This is a genomic window from Vibrio splendidus, assembly GCF_002873455.1.
GTDB classification, from domain to species: domain Bacteria; phylum Pseudomonadota; class Gammaproteobacteria; order Enterobacterales; family Vibrionaceae; genus Vibrio; species Vibrio splendidus_J.
Genome location: NZ_MCUN01000054.1, coordinates 44,773 through 66,557 on the forward strand (window position 1 = coordinate 44,773; position 21,785 = coordinate 66,557).

13 protein-coding genes are annotated in these 21,785 nt (G+C 44.6%); 10 read left to right on the forward strand and 3 right to left on the reverse strand.

Annotated elements, in window-relative coordinates; translation table 11 throughout:
* Positions 1-18 precede the first annotated feature (18 nt).
* Positions 19-762 (reverse strand): DNA/RNA nuclease SfsA, encoded by a 744-nt coding sequence (sfsA, locus tag BCU75_RS22385; RefSeq protein ID WP_076678235.1) that lies wholly within the window; start codon positions 760-762, stop codon positions 19-21.
* A 34-nt stretch (positions 763-796) separates the two neighbouring features.
* Here sfsA and hrpB point away from each other — a divergent pair, with 34 nt between their 5' ends.
* From hrpB to BCU75_RS22435, 10 genes are all read left to right on the forward strand, one after another.
* Entirely contained in the window at positions 797-3,295 is a 2,499-nt protein-coding gene (gene hrpB / locus BCU75_RS22390; protein ID WP_102475139.1) for an ATP-dependent helicase HrpB, read from the forward strand.
* On the forward strand, positions 3,292-5,691 hold the full coding sequence (gene mrcB, locus BCU75_RS22395; RefSeq protein ID WP_102475140.1) for a penicillin-binding protein 1B: 2,400 nt from the start codon (positions 3,292-3,294) through the stop codon (positions 5,689-5,691). The genes hrpB and mrcB overlap by 4 nt, the downstream gene beginning before the upstream one ends.
* A gap of 38 nt (positions 5,692-5,729) precedes the next feature.
* Positions 5,730-8,063 (forward strand): patatin-like phospholipase family protein, encoded by a 2,334-nt coding sequence (locus BCU75_RS22400; protein ID WP_102475141.1) that lies wholly within the window; start codon positions 5,730-5,732, stop codon positions 8,061-8,063.
* A 272-nt stretch (positions 8,064-8,335) separates the two neighbouring features.
* Positions 8,336-10,924: a bifunctional aconitate hydratase 2/2-methylisocitrate dehydratase gene (gene acnB / locus BCU75_RS22405; RefSeq protein WP_102475142.1), complete on the forward strand. Its 2,589-nt coding sequence runs from the start codon at positions 8,336-8,338 to the stop codon at positions 10,922-10,924.
* Positions 10,925-11,192: 268 nt separating this feature from the next.
* Entirely contained in the window at positions 11,193-11,561 is a 369-nt protein-coding gene (locus BCU75_RS22410) for a YacL family protein (protein WP_017088701.1), read from the forward strand.
* A 259-nt stretch (positions 11,562-11,820) separates the two neighbouring features.
* The gene (glnK, locus tag BCU75_RS22415) at positions 11,821-12,159 is read left to right on the forward strand and encodes a P-II family nitrogen regulator (RefSeq protein WP_004738200.1); all 339 of its coding nucleotides are present in this window, start codon (positions 11,821-11,823) and stop codon (positions 12,157-12,159) included.
* Positions 12,160-12,186: 27 nt separating this feature from the next.
* Positions 12,187-13,416, forward strand: coding sequence for an ammonium transporter (locus BCU75_RS22420; protein WP_102475143.1), 1,230 nt, complete (start codon positions 12,187-12,189; stop codon positions 13,414-13,416).
* A 299-nt stretch (positions 13,417-13,715) separates the two neighbouring features.
* Positions 13,716-14,729: a Fe(3+) ABC transporter substrate-binding protein gene (locus BCU75_RS22425; protein ID WP_102475144.1), complete on the forward strand. Its 1,014-nt coding sequence runs from the start codon at positions 13,716-13,718 to the stop codon at positions 14,727-14,729.
* Between the two features lie 246 nt (positions 14,730-14,975).
* On the forward strand, positions 14,976-16,601 hold the full coding sequence (locus BCU75_RS22430; protein WP_102475145.1) for an ABC transporter permease: 1,626 nt from the start codon (positions 14,976-14,978) through the stop codon (positions 16,599-16,601).
* The gene (locus BCU75_RS22435; protein ID WP_017108735.1) at positions 16,601-17,629 is read left to right on the forward strand and encodes an ABC transporter ATP-binding protein; all 1,029 of its coding nucleotides are present in this window, start codon (positions 16,601-16,603) and stop codon (positions 17,627-17,629) included. Before BCU75_RS22430 ends, BCU75_RS22435 begins: the two co-directional genes overlap by 1 nt.
* 136 nt (positions 17,630-17,765) lie before the next feature.
* Here BCU75_RS22435 and BCU75_RS22440 read toward each other — a convergent pair whose 3' ends face one another.
* Together BCU75_RS22440 and BCU75_RS22445 are read right to left on the reverse strand one after the other, a co-directional pair.
* A complete protein-coding gene (locus BCU75_RS22440) occupies positions 17,766-19,178 on the reverse strand; it encodes a phosphoglucomutase/phosphomannomutase family protein (RefSeq protein WP_076678228.1) in 1,413 nt (470 codons plus the stop codon).
* Positions 19,179-19,252: 74 nt separating this feature from the next.
* Positions 19,253-21,658 (reverse strand): GH36-type glycosyl hydrolase domain-containing protein, encoded by a 2,406-nt coding sequence (locus tag BCU75_RS22445; RefSeq protein WP_102475146.1) that lies wholly within the window; start codon positions 21,656-21,658, stop codon positions 19,253-19,255.
* Positions 21,659-21,785 lie beyond the last annotated feature (127 nt).

Consider the following 21,785-nt stretch of genomic DNA (forward strand, 5'->3'; position numbering starts at 1 on the left):
ATAGTTCAGCATTTTTGCTTAGCTATTGATAAATTCAACGGCTTGTTTTAGTTGTATTTGAGTACTGCTGAGCTCTGCTTTATAGCAAAGCACTTCAACCCCAGCGTCTTGTGCTTGTTTTAGTAATAACGAATATTTGGCGTCTATATGGTGTGCCGCAGACACTTTTTCAATACCTGAATGCAAAACAGTGAATAAAAGTACGGCTCTATTTCCAGATTCGACCATTTCTGTGAGTTCACGCAGATGTTTCTGGCCTCTAGTTGTGACTGCATCAGGGAAAAAACCTTGTCCTCTGGTTGACGCTTGTTGTTTAGTTGACATTTGTTGTTCGTCGAGCAAAGTGACGCTTTTTACTTCGATATAACAAGGCGGCTTTTCGTTATCTTCAAGCAGAATATCAATTCGACTATTCTCACTGCCATATTTCACTTCGGTTCGTAACGCGTTATAGCCTAAGAGTTCAACTATAGTATTATTTTCAATTGCTTCCACTGCCAACTGGTTTGCTCGCGCAGTATTTACACAAATACGGTGACCTTTGTCTGTTTCTGAGATCTCCCAGCTATTTGGATATTTTCTTTTTGCATTATCTGAGGTTGAGTACCACACCGTATTGCCAGGAGTCGCACATCCCGTCATCGCTCCAGTGTTAGCGCAATGAATAGTACGTTCGCTGCCGTCTGGAAGTTGGATGTCAGTGAGAAAGCGTTTATAGCGTTTAATAAGAGTCGCTGGCTCTAATGGAGGATTGAAGTGCATATTACTTATTAAGACAGGTAGGTTTTTATGTACAATGTTGCCAACATTACACCACAAGGTTCTCCCATTGCCACAACTGCCCATAGAAGCTGTGATGCCAGATCTGCTCGCTGGTATAAAAACGCATACTCAACTTATTCTAAAGGCCGCTCCCGGTGCGGGTAAGTCAACATTCTTCCCCTTACAGCTCGTTAAAACCAATGCCGTTCAAGGCAAAATCATCATGCTTGAACCGAGGCGTTTGGCGGCAAGGAATATTGCAACTTATTTAGCCAGCCAATTGGGAGAAAAAGTGGGAGAGAGCATAGGTTTTAGAGTTCGTGGTGAATCTAAAACCAGCAGTGCGACGCGCTTGGAAATCGTAACCGAAGGGATTATGACGAGAATGATCCAAACCGACCCTGAATTGATTGGGGTTGATATGGTGATCTTTGATGAGTTTCATGAGCGCAGTATCCATGCAGATACCGCCCTCGCTTTTAGTCTCGAGATCCAAGAAGCACTGCGTGATGATCTAAAAGTGGTGGTGATGTCGGCGACGTTAGATCAACAAGCGCTGCAATCTTTGTTGTCTGATGCCAAGTATGTTGAATCTCAAGGGCGAACTTTCCCGGTCGACTTCCGTTATCAACCATTAGGCTCGAATGAATATTTAGCCCCTAAGATGGCAAGCGTGATTCGTTCTTTGATGGAGAAACAGTCAGGCTCACTTTTGGCTTTTTTGCCGGGTGTCTCGGCGATAAAACAAGTGGAATCACAACTTGGGCAGATTGCCGGTGATATTGATGTATGTCCTTTGTACGGTCAACTCAGCTTTCCTCAACAACAAAAAGCGATCGCGCCATCAGAGAAAGGGCGTCGAAAAGTGGTGTTGGCAACCAACATTGCGGAAACCTCTTTGACGATTGAAGGCATTCGATTAGTCGTCGATTCAGGGTTAGAACGAGTAGCAAAGTTTGATTTGAAAACGGGTATCACTAAGCTTGAGCAAGTGAAAATCTCGCAGTCTTCTGCTGAACAAAGGGCAGGGCGAGCAGGACGAATTGAAGAGGGCCTGTGTGTTCGTTTGTATAGTGAAACACAACTCATGCAACAACCAGCGGTGCCTGAACCTGAAATTCTTCATTCTGATTTATCTTCGTTAGTGTCTGAATTGACGCAATGGGGTGCGGCAAGTGCTGATGAATTGCAATGGTTAGACGTCCCACCGAAAGCTTCAACAGAGCAAGCTAAGCAACTCTTACAAAACTTGGAATTGTTAGATGGTAATGGACAATTTACGGCATTAGGCAAGCAGGCTCAGCGGTTAGGTCTTGAACCTCGCATCGCTAGTATGTTGGTTAAAGCGCAGCAAAGTAGCCAAGAACTACTGAATGTCGCGATTGTTACCGCCGCTTTGCTTGAAGAGCCAGAACGTAACGTGACGGATATTCAACATTCGTTGCATCGACTGAAGCAAAGAAAACATTCAAAAAATAGCGTTGTGATGCAGCGAGCGAAAAGTCTCGCCAGCAAACTCAAACATCACTTAGATTTGTCACAACTTGACGAATCATTGCTACCATTAGTGCTTTGTTTTGCATTCCCAGACCGAATTGCACAAGTGAGAGGTGCAGCCAGCAGTGCTTTCCTTCTTGCTAACGGCCACGGTGCTGAGGTTCGTGATGATGACCCATTGGCGAACAATGACTATATCGTAGTGATTGATTTGATGCGGAGCACAGGGCGAGCCAGTCAGATTTTCTTAGCCACTGCGGTTGATATTGCGCAGCTAGAAGCTGAATTCCCCAAACTGTTTGTGCGTTCAGATTACGCCGATTGGGATGAAAAGCGTGGCCGTTTAGTTGCCGAGCAGCGAGTGTCTCTGGGGAAACTGATTATTAGCACCAAAGCTTTACCTGAACCAGATGTGAATCAGGCGAGCAAAGCGCTACTCAATTATATCGCTCGATGCGGACTGGATCGCTTACATTGGACGCCTTCGGCTAAACAGCTCGTTGAGCGTGTACGTTGTGCAGAACGTTGGATGCCTGAACATGATTGGCCAGCGATGGATGAAGCGAGTTTAGTTGGACATCTTGATGAGTGGTTATCGCCGTATTTACATGGCATTAAGTCTGCTAAAGGGCTGTCGAATGTATCGATTGAGCAAGCTTTGTCGGCGTATCTTGGCTGGCCTTTGAATCAAGAAATTGATCAATGGTTACCTACGGACTATTTAATGCCGACGGGCAGTAAAAAAGCAATTCGCTACCAGTATCAGTCTGAGCCAGTGATTTCAGTACGAATGCAGGAAGTTTTTGGTGAACAAGACTCGCCATTGATCGCGCAAGGGCGTAAAAAAGTGGTGCTTGAGCTACTTTCTCCAGCTCAGCGACCACTACAAATTACTCAAGATTTAGCTGGCTTTTGGGCTGGCGCATACAAAGAAGTACAAAAAGAGATGAAAGGCCGTTACCCAAAACATCCTTGGCCAGATGATCCTGCTAACCATGTAGCAACCACTAAAACCAAACGACAGTTGAATCGATGATGACCAAAATGTTAACGCCAAAAAAGGCACCACCTAAAAAAGCGCCAGCAAAGAAGTCACCAGCGAGCAAAGCCAAGCCTAGAAAGCCAAGAGCAGCAACGAAAAAGACCAAACCCAAGGCTAAGCCGTCTGGCAAGAGAGGTTGGTTGAAGATCCTGTGGGGCATTTCTTGGAAAGCAGGCTTGGCACTTGCCGCATTGCTGTTGTTCGTCGGTATTTATCTCGACTCTGTGGTCAAGCAGCGTTTTGAAGGTCAGCTGTTTGATTTGCCAACCGTGGTTTATGCACGCGTGCTGGATCTCTCTCCAGGAACTCAGGTGAGCTTGGTACAGGTTAAGAATGAGCTGGATGTACTTAATTATCGCAAGGTGAATGCTCCCCGTCACCCTGGCGAATACTCTTCTTCATCCACTAAGATTGAAATGATTCGTCGTCCGTTTGAGTTTGTCGATGGGCCGGAAGCAGATCGTCATGTGATGCTGCATTTCAACGGGAATGAGCTAACTCGAATTCAGTCGTTAGAGAAGAAAGGCGATATGGGTTACCTGCGTGTTGAACCTAAAATGCTTGGTATGCTTGAGAAAAGTAACGATGAGCAGCGTCTGTTCTTAAAACGTAATCAGTTCCCAGAAGTGATGGTTGATGCCTTATTGGCAACCGAAGACCGAAATTTCTATCAGCACGATGGGGTATCACCATTAGCGATTGCTCGTGCAATGGTCGTTAACGTTAAAGCCGGGCGAACGGTGCAAGGGGGTAGTACGCTGACTCAACAATTGGCGAAGAACCTGTTCCTATCCAGTGAACGTACATTGTGGCGTAAGGTTCGTGAAGCCTATATTGCGCTTATCTTGGATCATCGTTACAGCAAAGACCGTATCTTAGAAGCTTACTTAAACGAGGTATATCTTGGGCAAAATGGTGGGCAAGCGATTCATGGCTTCGGTTTAGCGTCTCGCTTGTACTTCGGTCAACCGATTCAAGAACTCCGTATCGATCAGCTCGCACTGCTTGTCGGTATGGTCAAAGGACCTTCGTATTACAACCCCGTTCGTTACCCTGAACGTGCTAAGACCCGACGAGACCTGGTTCTTCGCTTGTTGATGCAGCAAGACATATTAACTTCGCGACAATACGAAGAAGCGGCGAGTCGTGATTTGGATATTCAAGACAACCCACGAATAGCTAGCCGTCAGCCAGCTTATTTCCAGCAAGTAAACATTGAGCTTAAGAAGTATGTAGGCGACCGATTTGAAGCGCAGAAAGGCATTCGAGTTTTTACTTCTCTAGATCCTGTTTCTCAAGATAAGCTAGAGAAGTCGATTGCTCGCAAGGTACCTGATTTATCGAAAACAGCAGGCAACAAGCTCGAAGCGGCCGCGATTGCCGTGGATAGAAATACTGGTGAAATTCGTGCGATGGTCGGTGGTAAACGCACTGGCTACGACGGCTTTAATCGAGCCTTGAATGCCAGTCGTCCTATTGGCTCTTTGGTTAAACCAGCGATTTACTTAACAGCATTAGAACAACCCCAGAAATACACACTGGCGACAACTTTGATGGATACACCACTGAGTTTGAAAGGCAGTAAAGGCAGTGTGTGGAGCCCGAGAAACTTTGACCGCAAGTTCCGCGGAGATGTCCCCTTGTATGTGGCGCTTTCTAAGTCTTATAACGTCCCCACCGTTCGTTTAGGGATGCAGTTAGGCATTGATAGCGTTTCGGATACGATAGGAAAGCTAGGGGTTGATAAAAATGAGATTCGCCCGGTACCGTCGATGTTTTTGGGTTCATTCTCACTGACACCGTTTCAGGTCGCTCAGATGTACCAAACCATTACCAACTCTGGCCGTATCGCACCTTTGTCCGCGCTTCGTTCGGTTATCGATAATGAGGGGGAGGTTCTGTATCAGTCGATTCCTCGTGTATCACAAAGCGTTGACCAGCAAGCAGCTTGGTTGACAACTTATGCAATGAAACGTGGTGTGTCGGAAGGTACGGGACGTTTCTTACAAGGTCAATTTGCATGGGCAGGATTAGCCGGAAAGACAGGTACCAGTAATGATAGCCGAGACAGTTGGTTTGTTGGCGTAGATGGGCGTGAAGTGACAACCATCTGGCTAGGGCGTGATGATAATAAGCCGACCAAATTAACCGGCTCTAGTGGGGCGTTACGTGTCTATGCCGATTATCTGAAGCATAGAACGCCAGAGCAGTTACTGTTGCCTTGGCCAACTGGAATCGTAACAGCCAGCTTTACTCGAACGCCTGAAGGGGCTTTAGAGTTAGACTGCGATGGTGCCGTTAAATTACCCGTATGGGATGAGAGTGGAAATATTAAAAAGGGCTGTGAAAGTCAACCAAAACAGTGGCTAAAAAAGCTTTTTCAGTGGTAAAGTCGTAACAGAAAAGAATGACAAGGATAGTTTAAAGAATGATTTCTCGTTGGATAGTGAGCGGCTTAGGTATTGTCGGTACAGTGATCAGTTTTCAGCTGTTTGCATCTACCGTGACACTGGTTGATCAATCTCAGCAAGCTGAACACGCTCATAAAAGACCTACCGTAGCTGTCGTTCTTGCTGGTGGTGGTGCCAAAGGTGCAGCTCATATCGGTGTACTTAAAGCTTTAGAAGAGATGCAAATTCCGGTCGATTACATCACCGGTACTAGCATGGGTTCTTACGTTGGTGGGCTTTATGCGACAGGGATGAGTGCCGATGAGATTGAAAGCTTTATATATACGGTTGATTGGAATCGAGGTTACCGTGATCGTGTTAACCGTAGTGATCGCCGAGTGCGTGACAAAGAGTATGAAGACCGTTACCAACTGAACACCGATCTCGGTTTAGGTTGGGGCGAAATCAAAGCAAGGAAAGGTGTAGTTCAAGGTCAGAATATGTTGCGTATTTTGCGTGAAACTACGGGTAATTTATCTCCATTTGATTCCTTTGATCATCTTGCAATTCCTTACCGTTCGGTTGCCACAGACATTATCAAACTCGAAGAAGTCGTTATCGACCATGGTCACCTTGTTGATGCAATGATGGCGAGTATGTCTGTACCCGGCGCTTTGCCACCTTATGAAGTCGATGGGCGAATGCTGGTCGATGGTGGTGTCACTAATAACATGCCGGTTGATGTTGCTAGAGCGATGGGAGCCGATATCGTTATTGCGGTCGATATCAGTTCGAACTACAAAGACAAAGAAGACTTCACGACCTTTCTATCTGCAGCTGATCAACTTTCCAATTACCTTGTTCGTCGTAGCACTCAAGAGCAAGCCGAGACATTAACGGACGACGATGTGTTCCTACGCCCTGATGTTGGGCAAATGGACACCACTGAATTTGATAAAATGCCGGGCGCTTATCAAGCGGGTTATGATGCAGCGCACGAGTACAGCTCTGAGCTTTCTAAGCTATCACTCTCTAATGCGGATTATCAGAAGTATATTGAACACAAACAACAAGCTCGAAAACAACTGAAACACGGTGATCAAACCGTGGTTGATAAGGTTGTTATCAACAATAACAGCCACTATTCCGATAAATTGATTGAAAATCGTTTGCGCCTCGATTCTGGAAAAATCCTTAAAACCAGTGAAATTGAATCTCAGGTTAAAGATCTCTACGCATTAGATCGTTTTGAATTGATTACCTATGAGTTTGAAAATGTCGATGGTGAAGATCAACTGCAGGTTGATGTGAATGAAAAATCATGGGGGCCTAATTACCTTAATTTTCGATTTTATCTTGAAGATGATTTTGCTACCGAGAGCCAATATTCAATAGGGATGTCTGCGAACTTTACTGATATTAATTCACACGGTGCGGAGCTAAGAACGAATGTAGAAATGGGTACAGATAAGCTCATCGAGGCAGAGCTGTTTTCTCCTTTTTTCTCAAGTCACAAGTTGTTTACATCGGCATCGCTTGTTTATAGCAATCAAAAACGAAACCTGCCTGCAAATATTGACGATATCGAAGAGCCGGGTCTTGAAGTAACTCAAGATTATTTGCCGATGACGTATAAAGAATTTATTAGCGAGTTAGCATTAGGTTATCAGCCAACGCTATGGCAAGAGTTGAAAGTAGGTCTTCGATATACGGATGGTGAGATTGAAGTTGCATCTTTGCCTTCACTTGGTGGTGGCTCTTATCAACGTTCCGGTGCTTTTATGAGTTATCGATTAGATACCCTAGATAATTTTAGCTTGCCGACGGAAGGTTACTTTGTTGACCTGGAATACCTGATTACCCATGATGAATTTGATTCAGATACATCGATTTCTGATACGGCGTTGACGACAGAAAGCGATACCGTCTATGAGTTTTCAGCTAATTTTATGGCGGCACAAAGTATTGAGAAGCATACTTTAGTCGCAAAGTTGGATTACGGCATTGTAGAAAGTAAAAACTCGGTGTTTCCTATCGACCCTAAAGAACTCGGTGGCTTCCTTAACTTGTCCGGTATTCCAAGAAACAGCATGATAGGTCAGAACTTAGCCTATACGAGTTTGATCTATCGTTATAAGTGGTTTGAAAATGACTTCGGCCTCTTTAAATCGCCATTCTACGTGGGTGCATCCATTGAGCATGGTGGTGTATGGTCAAACAATGATCTGAGCATTGACGAAGCGCCAATGTTCACCGCTGGCTCGGTCTTTGCGGGAGTCGACTCCCCATTAGGGCCGATTATTTTGGCTTATGGTAGAACCGAAGATAATTATGACTCGGTCTACTTAATTATCGGAACGTCTTACAAATAAACATGCGTGGGATAGCTCTTTTTCCGACTAAATAGGCAAAAATCGTAGGACTTTCGTCTTAACTTGCTATGTTGGTCAAAATGATAAGATTTTAATTTAACGTTAAATTTGCTATTCTACCGCCCACAGTTTGGCCTCTATGACGCCGCTCATCAATACAAATTGAATGACAAAAATGGCAATGGAGAGCCAAGTTTCCAAGGATGTTCACTTCTTTATTTTACTAATAATTATGAAGGTAAGAAGTGAACCGCAATGAGAGGAAAAAAGTCGTGCTTGAAGCCTACCGTAAACACGTCGAAGAACGTGCTGCCGAGGGAGTTGTTCCAAGACCACTAGATGCTGAGCAAGTCGCTGGCCTAGTTGAACTTCTAAAGAACCCACCTCAAGGTGAAGAAGAGTATCTTCTTGACCTACTAGAAAACCGCATTCCACCAGGCGTTGATGAAGCCGCTTATGTCAAAGCAGGCTTTTTAACGGCTATTACGAAAGGTGAAGTAGCCTCTCCACTAGTAAGCAAAGCAAAATCGGCAGAGCTGCTTGGCACTATGCAAGGTGGCTACAATATCGAATCTCTAGTATCTCTACTGGACGATGCTGAGCTTGCACCTATCGCTGTTAAAGCTCTGTCTCATACTCTGCTTATGTTCGATGCTTTCTATGATGTAGAAGAGAAAGCGAAAGCAGGTAATGCTTCTGCCCAGCAAGTTCTTCAATCTTGGGCTGATGCCGAATGGTTTACGTCCAAAGATAAAGTAGCGGAAAAAATTACCGTTAAAGTATTCAAGGTTACAGGTGAAACAAACACCGATGACCTATCTCCAGCGCCTGATGCTTGGTCACGTCCTGATATTCCAGTACACGCTAAAGCGATGCTGAAAATGGAACGTGAAGGTATCATTCCTGATGAGCAGGGCAATGTTGGTCCAATTGATCAAATTGAAGAAATGCAAAAAGACGGCATTCCACTGGCTTACGTTGGTGATGTTGTTGGTACAGGTTCTTCACGTAAGTCGGCAACTAACTCAGTGCTTTGGTTTATGGGTGAAGATATCCCATTCGTACCAAACAAGCGCACGGGCGGTGTTTGTCTAGGTGGTAAAATCGCGCCAATCTTCTATAACACAATGGAAGATTCTGGTGCACTGCCAATTGAACTAAACGTACAAGACATGAACATGGGCGATGTCATTGATATCTTCCCTTATGAAGGTGTTGTTCGCAAAGACGGCGCAGATATCTCAAGTTTTGAGCTAGGCAAGGTGCTTCTAGATGAAGTGCGTGCTGGTGGTCGTATTCCATTGATCATTGGTCGTGGTTTAACTGGCCGTGCTCGTGATGCTCTAGGTTTAGCTGAAACGGAGCTGTTTGCTAAACCAATCGACCCTTCTGCTTCTGATAAAGGCTATACATTAGCTCAGAAGATGGTAGGTAAAGCGTGTGGTGTTGAAGGTGTACGTGCTGGTCAGTACTGTGAACCTAAAATGACGACAGTGGGTTCTCAAGATACTACGGGTCCTATGACTCGTGATGAACTTAAAGATCTAGCGTGTCTTGGTTTCTCTGCAGACCTTGTAATGCAGTCTTTCTGTCACACATCTGCATACCCTAAACCAGTTGATGTAAACACTCACCATACGCTACCTGATTTCATCATGAACCGTGCGGGTGTTTCACTTCGTCCGGGTGATGGTGTTATTCACTCATGGCTAAACCGTATGCTTCTTCCTGACACTGTAGGTACAGGTGGTGATTCGCATACTCGTTTCCCTCTAGGTATTTCATTCCCAGCGGGCTCTGGCTTGGTCGCATTTGCTGCGGCAACAGGTGTTATGCCTCTTGATATGCCTGAATCTATCTTGGTTCGCTTCAAAGGTGAAATGCAGCCAGGTATCACGCTACGTGACCTAGTACATGCGATCCCTCTTTACGGTATCAAGCAAGGTCTACTGACAGTAGAGAAAGCAGGTAAGATCAACGAATTTTCTGGTCGTGTACTAGAAATTGAAGGTGTTGAGCACCTATCTGTAGAGCAAGCATTTGAGCTTTCTGATGCATCTGCTGAGCGTTCTGCTGCAGGTTGTACTGTTAAGCTATCTCAAGAGTCTATCGATGAGTACTTGAACTCGAATATCGTTATGCTTAAGTGGATGATTGCTGAAGGCTACGGTGATGTTCGTACGATTGAGCGTCGTATCACGGCAATGGAAGAGTGGGTAGCGAACCCTGAGTTGCTATCTGCTGATTCAGATGCGGAATACGCGCATGTTATCGAGATTGATCTTGCTGATATTGACCAACCAATCCTATGTGCGCCAAACGATCCAGATGATGCTCGTCTTCTTTCTGATGTTCAAGGGACAGAGATTCAAGAAGTGTTCATCGGTTCTTGTATGACCAACATTGGTCACTTCCGTGCTGCAGGTAAGATGTTAGAAGAGTTTAACGGCTCTTTGAATACTCGCCTATGGGTTGCTCCGCCAACGAAGATGGATAAAGACCAACTGACAGAAGAAGGCTATTACGGCATCTTCGGTCGTGCTGGAGTTCGTATTGAAACTCCGGGTTGTTCATTATGTATGGGTAACCAAGCTCGTGTTGCTGATGCTTCGACGGTTATGTCGACGTCAACGCGTAACTTCCCGAACCGTTTGGGTAATGGTGCGAACGTTTACCTAGCTTCTGCTGAGCTTTCTGCTGTTGGTGCGATTCTTGGCCGTATCCCAACTAAAGAAGAGTACTTAGCGTATGCTGAGAAGATTAATGCAACCGCTGCTGATACATACCGTTACCTGAACTTCCATAAAATGGGTCAGTACACGGAAAAAGCAGACACTGTTATCTTCCAAGAGCCTGCATAAGCGCTTTATAGATAATCAGTCAGTAGCTACTGCATTGCAGTAACGTACTCGCTGCTAATACAACGCCTTCTCTATGTGAGAGGGCGTTTTTGTTTGTGCGCGTTGCTAGTGGCTTGTTCTTGGTGATTTGTTCTTGCTGATTTTTTATTGGTGGTTTAGTGCAGCATTAAACACACTCGATCTCTCGTAGACTTAGCTATATACTCTCGCCTCATTTTTGCTACACCTTCTTTATTGAATCCTCTTTTTATTAGAGCTTTGGAGCCTTATGGAATTCGAATTTACTAGAAACACTCTAATGGGTGAATACTATGTGAAATGCAGCATGGGCCATGAGATTGTTGGCCGCTGGCTTCAAGAAGAGATCGGGAAAGATAAGCAGAAACTGGATCATGTGATGGCGTTGATTGAACAATCTCGACAGGATCTGAGTAATGAAGTGACGCTGCTTGGCAAAGAGATCAGCCTTGCTATTAATGAAGATGACGTAACGATCCAAGAAAACGTATTAGCGCATGAGCAAGAGATGGAAGAAGGCAGTGAATTCGACTTCTATAACTGTGAAAGCCAAGCAAGTTGTGGAATCGATGATTTCGAGCGACTTATCGAACGCTGGATGGACTTTTTAGGCTATTAAGATCTAACTTTCTAATCTCCAGTTAACCCTTATTCTTGAGTCATTTAGAGCTTTGAAGGCTCGGTTGCCCAAAACTGGAGCAACAATAGCGCTACGCATTAAGATAGTGAAAAGGCCGCACCATATTGGTGCGGCCTTTTTCGTTTATACGGGTTTATAATCTTAATTTTATTTAAAATCAGCAACTTAACTTTCTGGCACGCTACTTGGATTGTAATAAGAGAATTAACGGATTAAGTGAAGAATTTAAGGAACGAATATGAAATTAATAAATGCCATTGTTAAGCCATTCAAATTAGACGATGTACGTGAAGCGCTCTCTGATGTGGGTATTGAAGGTATGACAGTTTCTGAAGTGAAAGGTTTTGGTCGTCAGAAGGGACACACTGAATTGTATCGTGGTGCGGAGTACCAAGTGGATTTCCTACCAAAAGTGAAGCTAGAGATTGCTACCCAAGCTGAAAATGTTGATCGAGTTGTTGAAGCGATTAGCCAAGCGGCACACACCGGAAAAATCGGCGATGGCAAAATTTTTGTATATGACTTAAGCCAAGCCGTACGTATTCGTACTGGTGAAATGGATGCTGAAGCACTTTAAAGAATTACAAGGACTGGAGACTTTAATATGGAACTTTCGACAACAGTAATGGAACTACGTTACGCACTAGACACTTTTTTCTTCCTCATTTCAGGTGCGTTGGTCATGTGGATGGCAGCAGGCTTCGCAATGCTTGAAGCTGGCCTAGTTCGTTCAAAGAATACCACCGAAATTTTAACTAAGAACATCTGTTTATACGCCATTGCTTGTACGACTTTCTTAGTGGTTGGCTACAACATTATGTACGTAGATAACGGTGAAGGTGGCTGGTTACCTTCATTTGGTGCTTTAATTGGTACTCAAGGTGACGGAGCAGACCACTCACTAGAATCTGACTTCTTCTTCCAAGTAGTGTTCGTTGCAACGGCTATGTCGGTCGTTTCGGGCGCGGTGGCTGAGCGTATGAAGCTTTGGTCATTCCTTATCTTCTCTGTTGTACTAACAGCGTTTATTTACCCAATGGAAGGTTACTGGACATGGGGTGGTGGCTTCCTATCAGAAGCAGGCTTCAGTGATTTCGCAGGTTCAGGTATCGTACATATGGCTGGTGCTTCGGCTGCGCTTGCTGGCGTATTGCTACTCGGTGCTCGTCGAGGTAAATACGGTAAAAATGGTGAAATCTACCCAATCCCTGGTTCAAACATGCCATTAGCCACATTAGGTACATTCATCTTGTGGTTTGGTTGGTTCGGCTTCAACGGCGGTTCTCAACTCATGGTTTCAGACTTTGAAAACGCGACAGCGGTTGGCCAAATTTTCCTTAACACTAATGCAGCAGCAGCAGCAGGCGCAATCGCAGCACTACTAGTATGTAAAACAACTTGGGGTAAAGCGGACCTAACAATGATTCTTAACGGTGCGTTAGCTGGCCTAGTTGCAATCACTGCAGACCCTCTATCACCATCACCTCTATTTGCTGTAGCGATTGGTTCGGTATCTGGTGCCTTGGTTGTATTCAGTATCATTGCTCTAGATAAAGTGAAGATTGATGATCCAGTCGGTGCTATCTCAGTACACGGTGTATGTGGTTTCTTCGGTCTTATGGCTGTGCCTCTGAGCAACGCGGACGCAACATTTGGTGCTCAACTATTGGGTGCAGCAGTAATCTTTGCATGGGTATTTGGAGCTAGCCTAGCGGTATGGGCTGTGCTTAAAGCAACAATTGGTATCCGTGTAACCGAAGATGAAGAACTAGAAGGTATGGATATGCACGATTGTGGTGTAGGCGCATATCCTGAGTTTGTATCAGTAAAGTAATCAAAGAACAAAAAGCTTAATTAAACAAAGAGTAAGCTAGATCTAAACACCCCATAACTATCGGTTATGGGGTGTTTTTTTTATTTATGTCTAAGCAACAATGATTCTTCAATAGAGAGTGAGCGAGTGTTTTGAATGGGAGATGATATGAATATCCTCTGAAATACATTGTTACAAAAGTGCGAGCTTGATGGTGCTGAGTAGACGAATTTTTTGTCGGACATCATTGTAATTATGTTACTGATGAATATAATAACGCAACTGATATAGATTATCATTTCGATATGAAGGATTTTACAATGAAAAAACTGCTAACACTTTCAGCTCTAGCGTGTAGTGTGATTGCCCCGACAGCAATGGCTGCGGAAGAAGTGAACGTATACTCTTACCGTCAACCTTTCCTAGTTGAGCCTATGTTCAAGGAATTCACGAAAGAGACTGGCATTAAAGTGAACGTTAAGTTTGCTAAAAAAGGTTTAGCAGAGAAGTTAGCTCAAGAGGGTGAATACAGCCCAGCTGACGTTGTATTAACTGTCGATATCAGTCGTCTATCTGAACTAACTAAACAAGGTCTAGTTCAATCTGTTGAAAGTGATGTGCTTGAAAAGAATATCCCTGCTCAGTACCAAGATACTGCTAACGAGTGGTTTGCTCTAACAACTCGTACACGTAGCGTTTATTCTTCACGTGACCGTGTTGGTCGCCTAGGTGAAGAGTTCACTTACGAAGATCTAACTAAGCCTGAATTTAAAGGCAAAATCTGTACTCGTAGCGGTAAGCACCCATACAATGTTTCTCTAGTATCTTCGATGATCGCTCACAAAGGCGAAGCTGAAACGAAAGAGTGGCTAGAAGGCGTAAAAGCGAACCTAGCACGTAAGCCTCAAGGCAACGATCGCGCACAAGTTAAAGCGATTAAAGAAGGTCTATGTGATGTTGCTCTTGGCAACAGCTACTACCTAGGTAAGATGGTTAACGATAAAGAGCAAAAAGCTTGGGCTGATGCTGTTTACATTAACTTCCCTAACCAAGAGACAACAGGTACTCACGTGAATATCTCTGGTATGGCAATGGCTAAATACTCTCCAAATGAAGAGAATGCCGTTAAGCTAATGGAATTCCTATCTGGTAACACTGCACAAAGCATGTACGCAGAAGTGAACTACGAATACCCAGTGAAAGCAGACGTTAAACCTTCTGAGCTTGTTGCTTCATGGGGTGAGTTCAAAGCAGATACTATTTCTCTAGATGAAATTGCAAACCACCACGCGGCTGCAATCAAACTATTAGATGAAGTTAAGTTCGATCTATAATTTATTATTGTAGGCTTCGGCCCGCATAAAATTACAACCTCAAGTTGCTACTTTTTGGCTACTTGGGGTTGTTTGTTTTTGGGAAATCACTTTTTGATACAAAGCTCTCTGTTGATCCCTTGAGTTATGTGCATCTCACCTTGAAGTCATTAGAGTATATGGGTATAAATAACCCCACCATTAAAAGGACATGAGATGTATTTGCAAATGCATATGTATTTCATTAAGCCTCGTTGTAGTTAGGCGATGAAAGAAAAGAATTATTTATGGAACACCAGTAGCGGCATAATCGCTGTACTACTCGTTTTACCAATCTTAGCGATATTCACGACTGCTGTTGGAGAAACAGATGAGCTATTTTCTCATCTGATGTCCACAGTAATGCCCACCTATGCCTACAATACGGTGGTTTTAGTCATAGGAACCATGTTCCTGTCTTTAGTTTTTGGTATTCCGTCTGCTTGGATTATGGCAATGTGCCGTGTGCCGGGTGAGCGTGTTTTGCAATGGGCGCTCGTGCTGCCATTAGCAATGCCTGGCTATATCGTGGGTTATATCTTTACCGACTGGTTTGACTTTGCGGGCCCTGTTCAAATTCTCTTGCGAGATCTAACGGGCTGGGGGCCTGGTGAGTATTGGTTCCCCGATATTAGAACCTTGTCCGGTGCCATTATTGTTCTGTCTCTTGTTCTTTACCCTTATATTTATTTGCTCTGCCGTGCGGCATTCATGGAGCAAAACGTATCCCTATTACAATCTGCTCGCTTATTAAAATGTTCTCCTTGGGAAAGCTTTCGTCGTATTTCATTACCGCTCGTGCGCCCTTCGATGGCGGTAGGTTTGTCTCTTGTTGCGATGGAAACCATCGGTGACTTCGGTACCGTGAGTTACTTTGCTGTAAACACATTAACGACCGCGGTTTACGATACTTGGTTGGGCTACTCGAGCTTAACGGCCGCAGCAAAAATATCGGCAATAATGCTGGTTATCGTCATTCTATTGTTGAGTACCGAGCGATACAGCCGTCGTAAGCAGAAATTATTTCAGAATCAGTTCAGTAGCCGTGAAGACTTTCGTTACGAGCTAATTGGTTGGAAGAAGTGGTTGGCATTATTTTGGTGTTGGGGGTTGGTGTGTATTGCGTTCTTATTCCCTCTCGCGCAGTTGATCATATATGCCTACAAGTATTTTGCCCAAAGCTGGACCCCAGAGTTCAGAGAGTATGCGCTTAATAGCCTTTATGTCTCTGTTGTTGCAGCGATTATTGGTGTGCTCGTTGCGTTGATTGTTAACTTTAATCAACGTGTTAGCCCAGGTAAGAAAAACCTAGCTTACATGAGATTCGCATCTATGGGCTATGCGGTTCCTGGAACCGTGTTGGCGATAGGTGTCATGGTGCCTGTACTGTTCATGGACCACTTAGTTAATGACATAGCGAAAGCGATGGAGTGGGGCCGACCTGGTTTGATCTTCTCTGGTTCTATGTTTGCACTGATATTTGCCATGGTGGTGCGTTTTTCTGCTGTTGCTATTGGTAGTATCGAAAGTAGCTTAAGTAAGGTGTCACCGTCATTGGATATGGCATCTAAAACCATGGGTTGTAATACCAATCAGATGTTACGTCGTGTGCATCTCCCTCTGATTAAGCGTGGTGCACTGATTGCGGGCTTATTGGTGTTTATCGAATCAATGAAAGAGTTGAATGCGGCATTGTTGCTGCGCCCTTTCAATTTCGAAACGCTCGCGACTTATGTTTATAACTATGCGTCAGATGAGCACCTTGAATTAGCAGCCATGCCTGCTGTGTTGTTAGTCTTGGTGGGTTTAATTCCGCTGATCATCGTAAACCGTTCCTTGGAGCAGAAACACTAATGAGTTGTGCATTATCAATTAAAGATCTGACTTGTAAGTACGAGTCCCAAACTATTTTGGAATCTCTTTCTTTAGAAGTTGAGCATGGTGAAATTGTTTGTCTGCTTGGTGCCAGTGGTTGTGGTAAGACGACGCTGCTTAAAGCGATTGCCGGCCTGCTTCCATTGAGCAGTGGTGTCATGAGCTTGAATTGCCAAGTTATTGATGACGCTGCGAATTGGTTACCACCAGAGCAGCGTAACATTGGTATGATTTTCCAAGACTATGCTCTGTTTCCACACCTTACTGTGAATCAGAACGTGGCATTTGGTCTGCGTGATATGTCTGAGCAAGATAAGGCTGCGAAAGTTAAAGAGATGCTTGAGCTTGTTCATCTTGACCAATTTGGCGATCGTTATCCTCATCAACTATCTGGTGGACAACAGCAACGTGTCGCGATTGCGCGCTCTTTGGCATATAAGCCAGACCTGCTGCTATTGGATGAACCGTTTTCTAACATTGATACCCAAGTACGTCATGAGCTGATTTCTCAGATTCGTAAAATCTTTAAGAAGCAGGGTGTGACGGCTATTTTTGTGACTCACAGTCGTGAAGAAGCGTTTGCTTTTGCTGACAAGATGGCAGTAATGAATCATGGTGTCATCGAACAGTACGGCTCGGCGTCAGAATTGTACTTCCACCCATCAAGCAAGTTTGTTGCAGATTTCTTGGGCGGCGGTAGTTATTTAGGTGCACAACGTATTTCTGAACATGAGTTTGAGACAAGCTTAGGTTTGATTGAAGCGAAAGCGCAGACTCAGATCGAAATTGGTGCTGAATGTGCGTTGTTGTTAAGACCTCAGCATATTGTGGCGAGCCACGATGTCGATAGTAACCTGTCTGTATTGGAACAGCAGTTTATGGGTGACCACTGTCGTTACGTGATTGAAGCGAATGGCCAGAAATTGCTAGCAACGTCCTCTGAAGCGCTTGAATTCGGCATGCCGGTAACGGTTAAAGTCGACACCAAAGGCGTATTGGCGTTCTAACAAAGCCTAGCGAGAAGTTACAGCGACAAAAAAGCCCAGCACTTTAATCAAGTACTGGGCAAGAGTTCTTCACTTATAGGCGTTAACAAGGCAGTGATTTGTTAAATCCTATACAAAACTGCTGCACTCTATAAGCCTATAGAGAGAGGAAGTCTTTCACTTTTTGAAGAACATGTTCTGCAGTGTCTTTATCTTCCATTTCTGCGAAGATTCGTAGTAATGGCTCAGTCCCTGAGAAGCGAGCAATCACCCAGCCGCCATTCTTGAAGTACACCTTAGCGCCATCTTCATAGCTGACTTTTTCAATTTCGTATTCAAATTCAGGCAGTTGTTTCTCTACGTAGATCTTGGTGTAGAGCGCTTCTTTCTCTGAAGGTTTGAATTTGCAATCCCCTTCCGCCGTATACGCATAACCATACTTAGAGTAGATTTCATCAAGCAACTCAGAGAGCTTCTTACCTGTGACACTGATCATCTCAACCAATAAGCTTGATGCGAATACGCCATCCTTACCTTTGATGTGACCACGAATGGTTAAACCGCCCGAACTTTCGCCACCAATCAGTGAGTCGTCGGCTTCCATTTGAGAACTGATATGCTTAAAGCCTACAGGAACCTCAAAGCTCTTTTCACCATGATCCGCAGCGACTTTATCAAGTAGATGTGTGGTTGCGATGTTACGTACTACAGAGCCTTTCCAGCCCTTGTATTCAAGCAAGTAGTAGTAAAGAAGTAGCAGCACTTCGTTAGGATGAATGAAGTGACCTTTTTCATCGATGATGCCCAAGCGGTCGGCATCGCCATCAGTACCAATACCAATGTCGTAACCTTCAGCCGCAACTAAGTGCTTCAAGCGATACAGCGTTGCTGCACTTGGAGAAGGCATCAAGCCGCCAAAGTCTGGGTTTTTACCATCATTGATTACATCAACATCACAACGAGCGCTGATTAACACGGTTTGCAGTGCGTTTTTCGCTACACCAAACATTGGGTCGATCAGGACTCTTAGGTTGGCTTGTTTAATCGATTCGATATCAATAGCGTTAATGATCGAGTCAACAAAGGCGTTCATCGGATTGATGATTTCAATTTCTTTGTCGTTCAATGCTTGTTCAAAATCGACTCTGATGACATCTTCACTGGTTAAAGTCGAAATCTGTTGTTCGATCTTTTCTGTGATGATCTCGTCAGCATCACGGCCACCTTCAATAAAGATCTTTATGCCGTTATAGTCCGCTGGGTTGTGAGAAGCGGTAATACACGCAGAGTAAACACATCCCATTTCCTTCGCTTGGAACATCACGATAGGAGTCGGAACGAACTTGTCGATAAAGCTCACTTTGATGTTATTAGCGGCCAATACTTCAGCAAACCAGCACGCGGCTTTATCTGAAAGGAAGCGGCGGTCATATCCGATAACGAAGCCATTTTTCGCTGCATCTTCATTATTGATGATGTTAGAGAGTGCTTGTGCCACTAAGCGGACGTTTTCTCTGGTGAACTCTTCACCAATAAACGCGCGCCAGCCGCCAGTACCAAATTTAATCATTAGAAAATCCTTTTAGTCTCACTATCTCAAGCCAGTAAATGCTTGAGATAGGAGCTGTTCATCAAATTAAGTAATTAGCCGAGTACAACGATGACTTCGTTTACGCTGCCTTCTGCTTGTACTGGGATTGCGCCTTCAATCTGCTCACTGTTAATCGTGATAGAGGCAACGCCCTTACTTACTGAATTCGGGTTTTGAACTTTGATGTTGTAAGTCGCACCGCGCCATTGACGAGTTACCTCGAATTCTGGCCAATCAGTTGGGATACAAGGATCTACGGTTAAACCTTCAAAGCCTGTGCGAACACCAAGAATGAAGTTGGTTATCGCAAAGTAAGCCCAACCCGACGTACCTGTTAACCAAGGGTGGTTTGCACGGCCGTGGTCTTGGTGGTCTTTACCCATGATGAACTGCACGTACGAGTATGGTTCTGCGTAGCGTGTTTCAATCATGTCATTTTGGTTGTATGGGTTTAGTGCGTCGTAGAATTTCATCGCACGGTCACCACGGCCTAGCTTCGCTTCTGCTACCCAAGCCCATGGGTTCGGGTGAGAGAAGATAGCGCCGTTCTCTTTAACGCCTTGGTAAACGCGAGTCACAAAGCCGATATCATCGTTTGGTGTTGCGAATGAAGGAGAGTTTAGGTGTAAGCCGTATTCAGAGAAAAGGTTTTCATCAACAGCGTCCATCGCTTTCTCGCCACGCTCTTGAGATACCGCGCCAGATAGAACCGCTAGCGTGTTTGACTCAAGGTGAACTCGACCTTCAGTTTGTTGAGCAGTTCCGATCTTGTCGCCATTTTTAGTCAGACCACGGATGTACCAGCCACCCTCGTCATCCCAAAGGTGCGTTTCACACGCTTCACGAACGTTAGCTGCCATTTCTGTGTATTTAGCAACGTCAGCATCGTTATTGCGGAATTTAGCAAGGTCTAGGAATTCTTGTAGTGCCCAGAAATGTAGGAATGAGACCATTGAAGATTCACCACCACCTAGGTTCAAACAGTCATTCCAGTCTGCGCGAAGACCTTTACAGATACCCGTTTGACCAACGTATTCTGCAGAGAAGTTCAGTGCCGCTTTCATGTGTTCGTAAACTGTCGCTTCGCCACCGTCTGCGTATGGAATCACTTCATCAAAGAAGTCGTGCTCACCGGTTTCCATCACGTACTTGATGATGGTTGGTACGATCCATAAGTGATCATCAGAACAGGTATCATCAATGCCGTGGATCTTGTCGTCGTCTGACGGTGTAGGAACAACCGTTGGCGATTTTGAAGGCTCAACGTCGGCTTTCTCTGGATCGAACCAGTCAGGATCGAACAAGTGTAGTCCGTAGCCCGCTTTCACTTGGCCACGAAGCAGATCGATAATTCGTTTCTTGGTCATTTGTGGGTTGGCATGAGGCACTGAGATGGCATCTTGCGCAGTATCACGGTAACCAAGGCCAGTACGGCCACCGACTTCAATAAACGATGCAAAGCGCGACCAAACCACACAAGTTTCCGCTTGGTATAGCGTCCATGTGTTGATCATGGTGTCTAAGCCTTCGTTCGGAGATTTAACTTGGAATTTGTTGCAACGCTCGTCCCAGTGATCTTTGATGCCTTGGAAAGCCGTATCTACGTTGGCTGTGTCTTGGTACTTCTCGCGTAAACGTTCGCCGTTTCCTTTGCCGATACCGAGCACGTACGCAAAGCGAACTTCTTCACCCGGTTGAATCGTAAATTGCTTATGCAGAGAACCACAGTGGTTGTAACAGGTTTGAGCGCTGTTAGAACATTTACCGTTCTCAACTGCAATTGGGTTTGCTTCGTCACGGTACATGCCAAGGAAGTTGTCACGTTGGCCGTCGTAGCTGTCTGGTGAGAAAGTTGAAGCTAAGTAGTAGAAACCTTCAAAGTCGTTAGTGTTGTAGTACAGGTCGTATTCAAGAACACCTTCTTGGTAAGACGTGCCCGCAGAATACAAAGACATCTGATGGTTCTGATTATCCGATTGGATGTGGCTGAATGAGAACTCAACAAACGAAAAAGTACTAATGGTTCTTGGTTTGTCAGTGTTGTTCTTCAGTACCACATCCCAAACTTCAGCATCTTCACTTTTTGGTACGAATAGTGTTTTAGTCGCTGTAATGCCGCTGTACTCACATTTGAACTTAGAGTATGAAAGGCCATGACGCACTTCGTAGTTCGCTTCATCTAGGCTCTTTGCCACTGGCTGCCAAGAGATCGACCAGTAATCGCCCGTTTCATCATCACGCAGGTAAACATAGTGTCCTGGACGGTCAAAAGTGCCGTTTGGACGGAACTTAGTAACACGGTTGTATTCCGGAGAGTTGTAGAACGAATAGCCGCCCGCATTGTGCGAAATCACGGTACAAAACTTTTCAGTACCTAGGTAGTTAGTCCATGGTGCTGGTACATCAGGGCGAGTGATGACGTATTCGCGATTGTCGTTATCGAAATAGCCGTATTTCATTGTTATTTCCTTCTTAACAAACTGCATCTATGCAGCTAATTTTTAAATAGTGGTGCTGAATCTTATCTGACTGAGCACCTTAATCTGGGTAGGCAAGCACTCGACTTGAGTGTGCTTTGGTTTCGTT

Coding starts and splice junctions, on each gene's coding strand:
- sfsA (WP_076678235.1), bottom strand. CDS start 762: ATGCACTTCAATCCTCCATTAGAGCCAGCGACTCTTATTAAACGCTAT.
- hrpB (WP_102475139.1), top strand. CDS start 797: ATGTTGCCAACATTACACCACAAGGTTCTCCCATTGCCACAACTGCCC.
- mrcB (WP_102475140.1), top strand. CDS start 3,292: ATGATGACCAAAATGTTAACGCCAAAAAAGGCACCACCTAAAAAAGCG.
- BCU75_RS22400 (WP_102475141.1), top strand. CDS start 5,730: ATGATTTCTCGTTGGATAGTGAGCGGCTTAGGTATTGTCGGTACAGTG.
- BCU75_RS22410 (WP_017088701.1), top strand. CDS start 11,193: ATGGAATTCGAATTTACTAGAAACACTCTAATGGGTGAATACTATGTG.
- glnK (WP_004738200.1), top strand. CDS start 11,821: ATGAAATTAATAAATGCCATTGTTAAGCCATTCAAATTAGACGATGTA.
- BCU75_RS22420 (WP_102475143.1), top strand. CDS start 12,187: ATGGAACTTTCGACAACAGTAATGGAACTACGTTACGCACTAGACACT.
- BCU75_RS22425 (WP_102475144.1), top strand. CDS start 13,716: ATGAAAAAACTGCTAACACTTTCAGCTCTAGCGTGTAGTGTGATTGCC.
- BCU75_RS22430 (WP_102475145.1), top strand. CDS start 14,976: ATGAAAGAAAAGAATTATTTATGGAACACCAGTAGCGGCATAATCGCT.
- BCU75_RS22435 (WP_017108735.1), top strand. CDS start 16,601: ATGAGTTGTGCATTATCAATTAAAGATCTGACTTGTAAGTACGAGTCC.
- BCU75_RS22440 (WP_076678228.1), bottom strand. CDS start 19,178: ATGATTAAATTTGGTACTGGCGGCTGGCGCGCGTTTATTGGTGAAGAG.
- BCU75_RS22445 (WP_102475146.1), bottom strand. CDS start 21,658: ATGAAATACGGCTATTTCGATAACGACAATCGCGAATACGTCATCACT.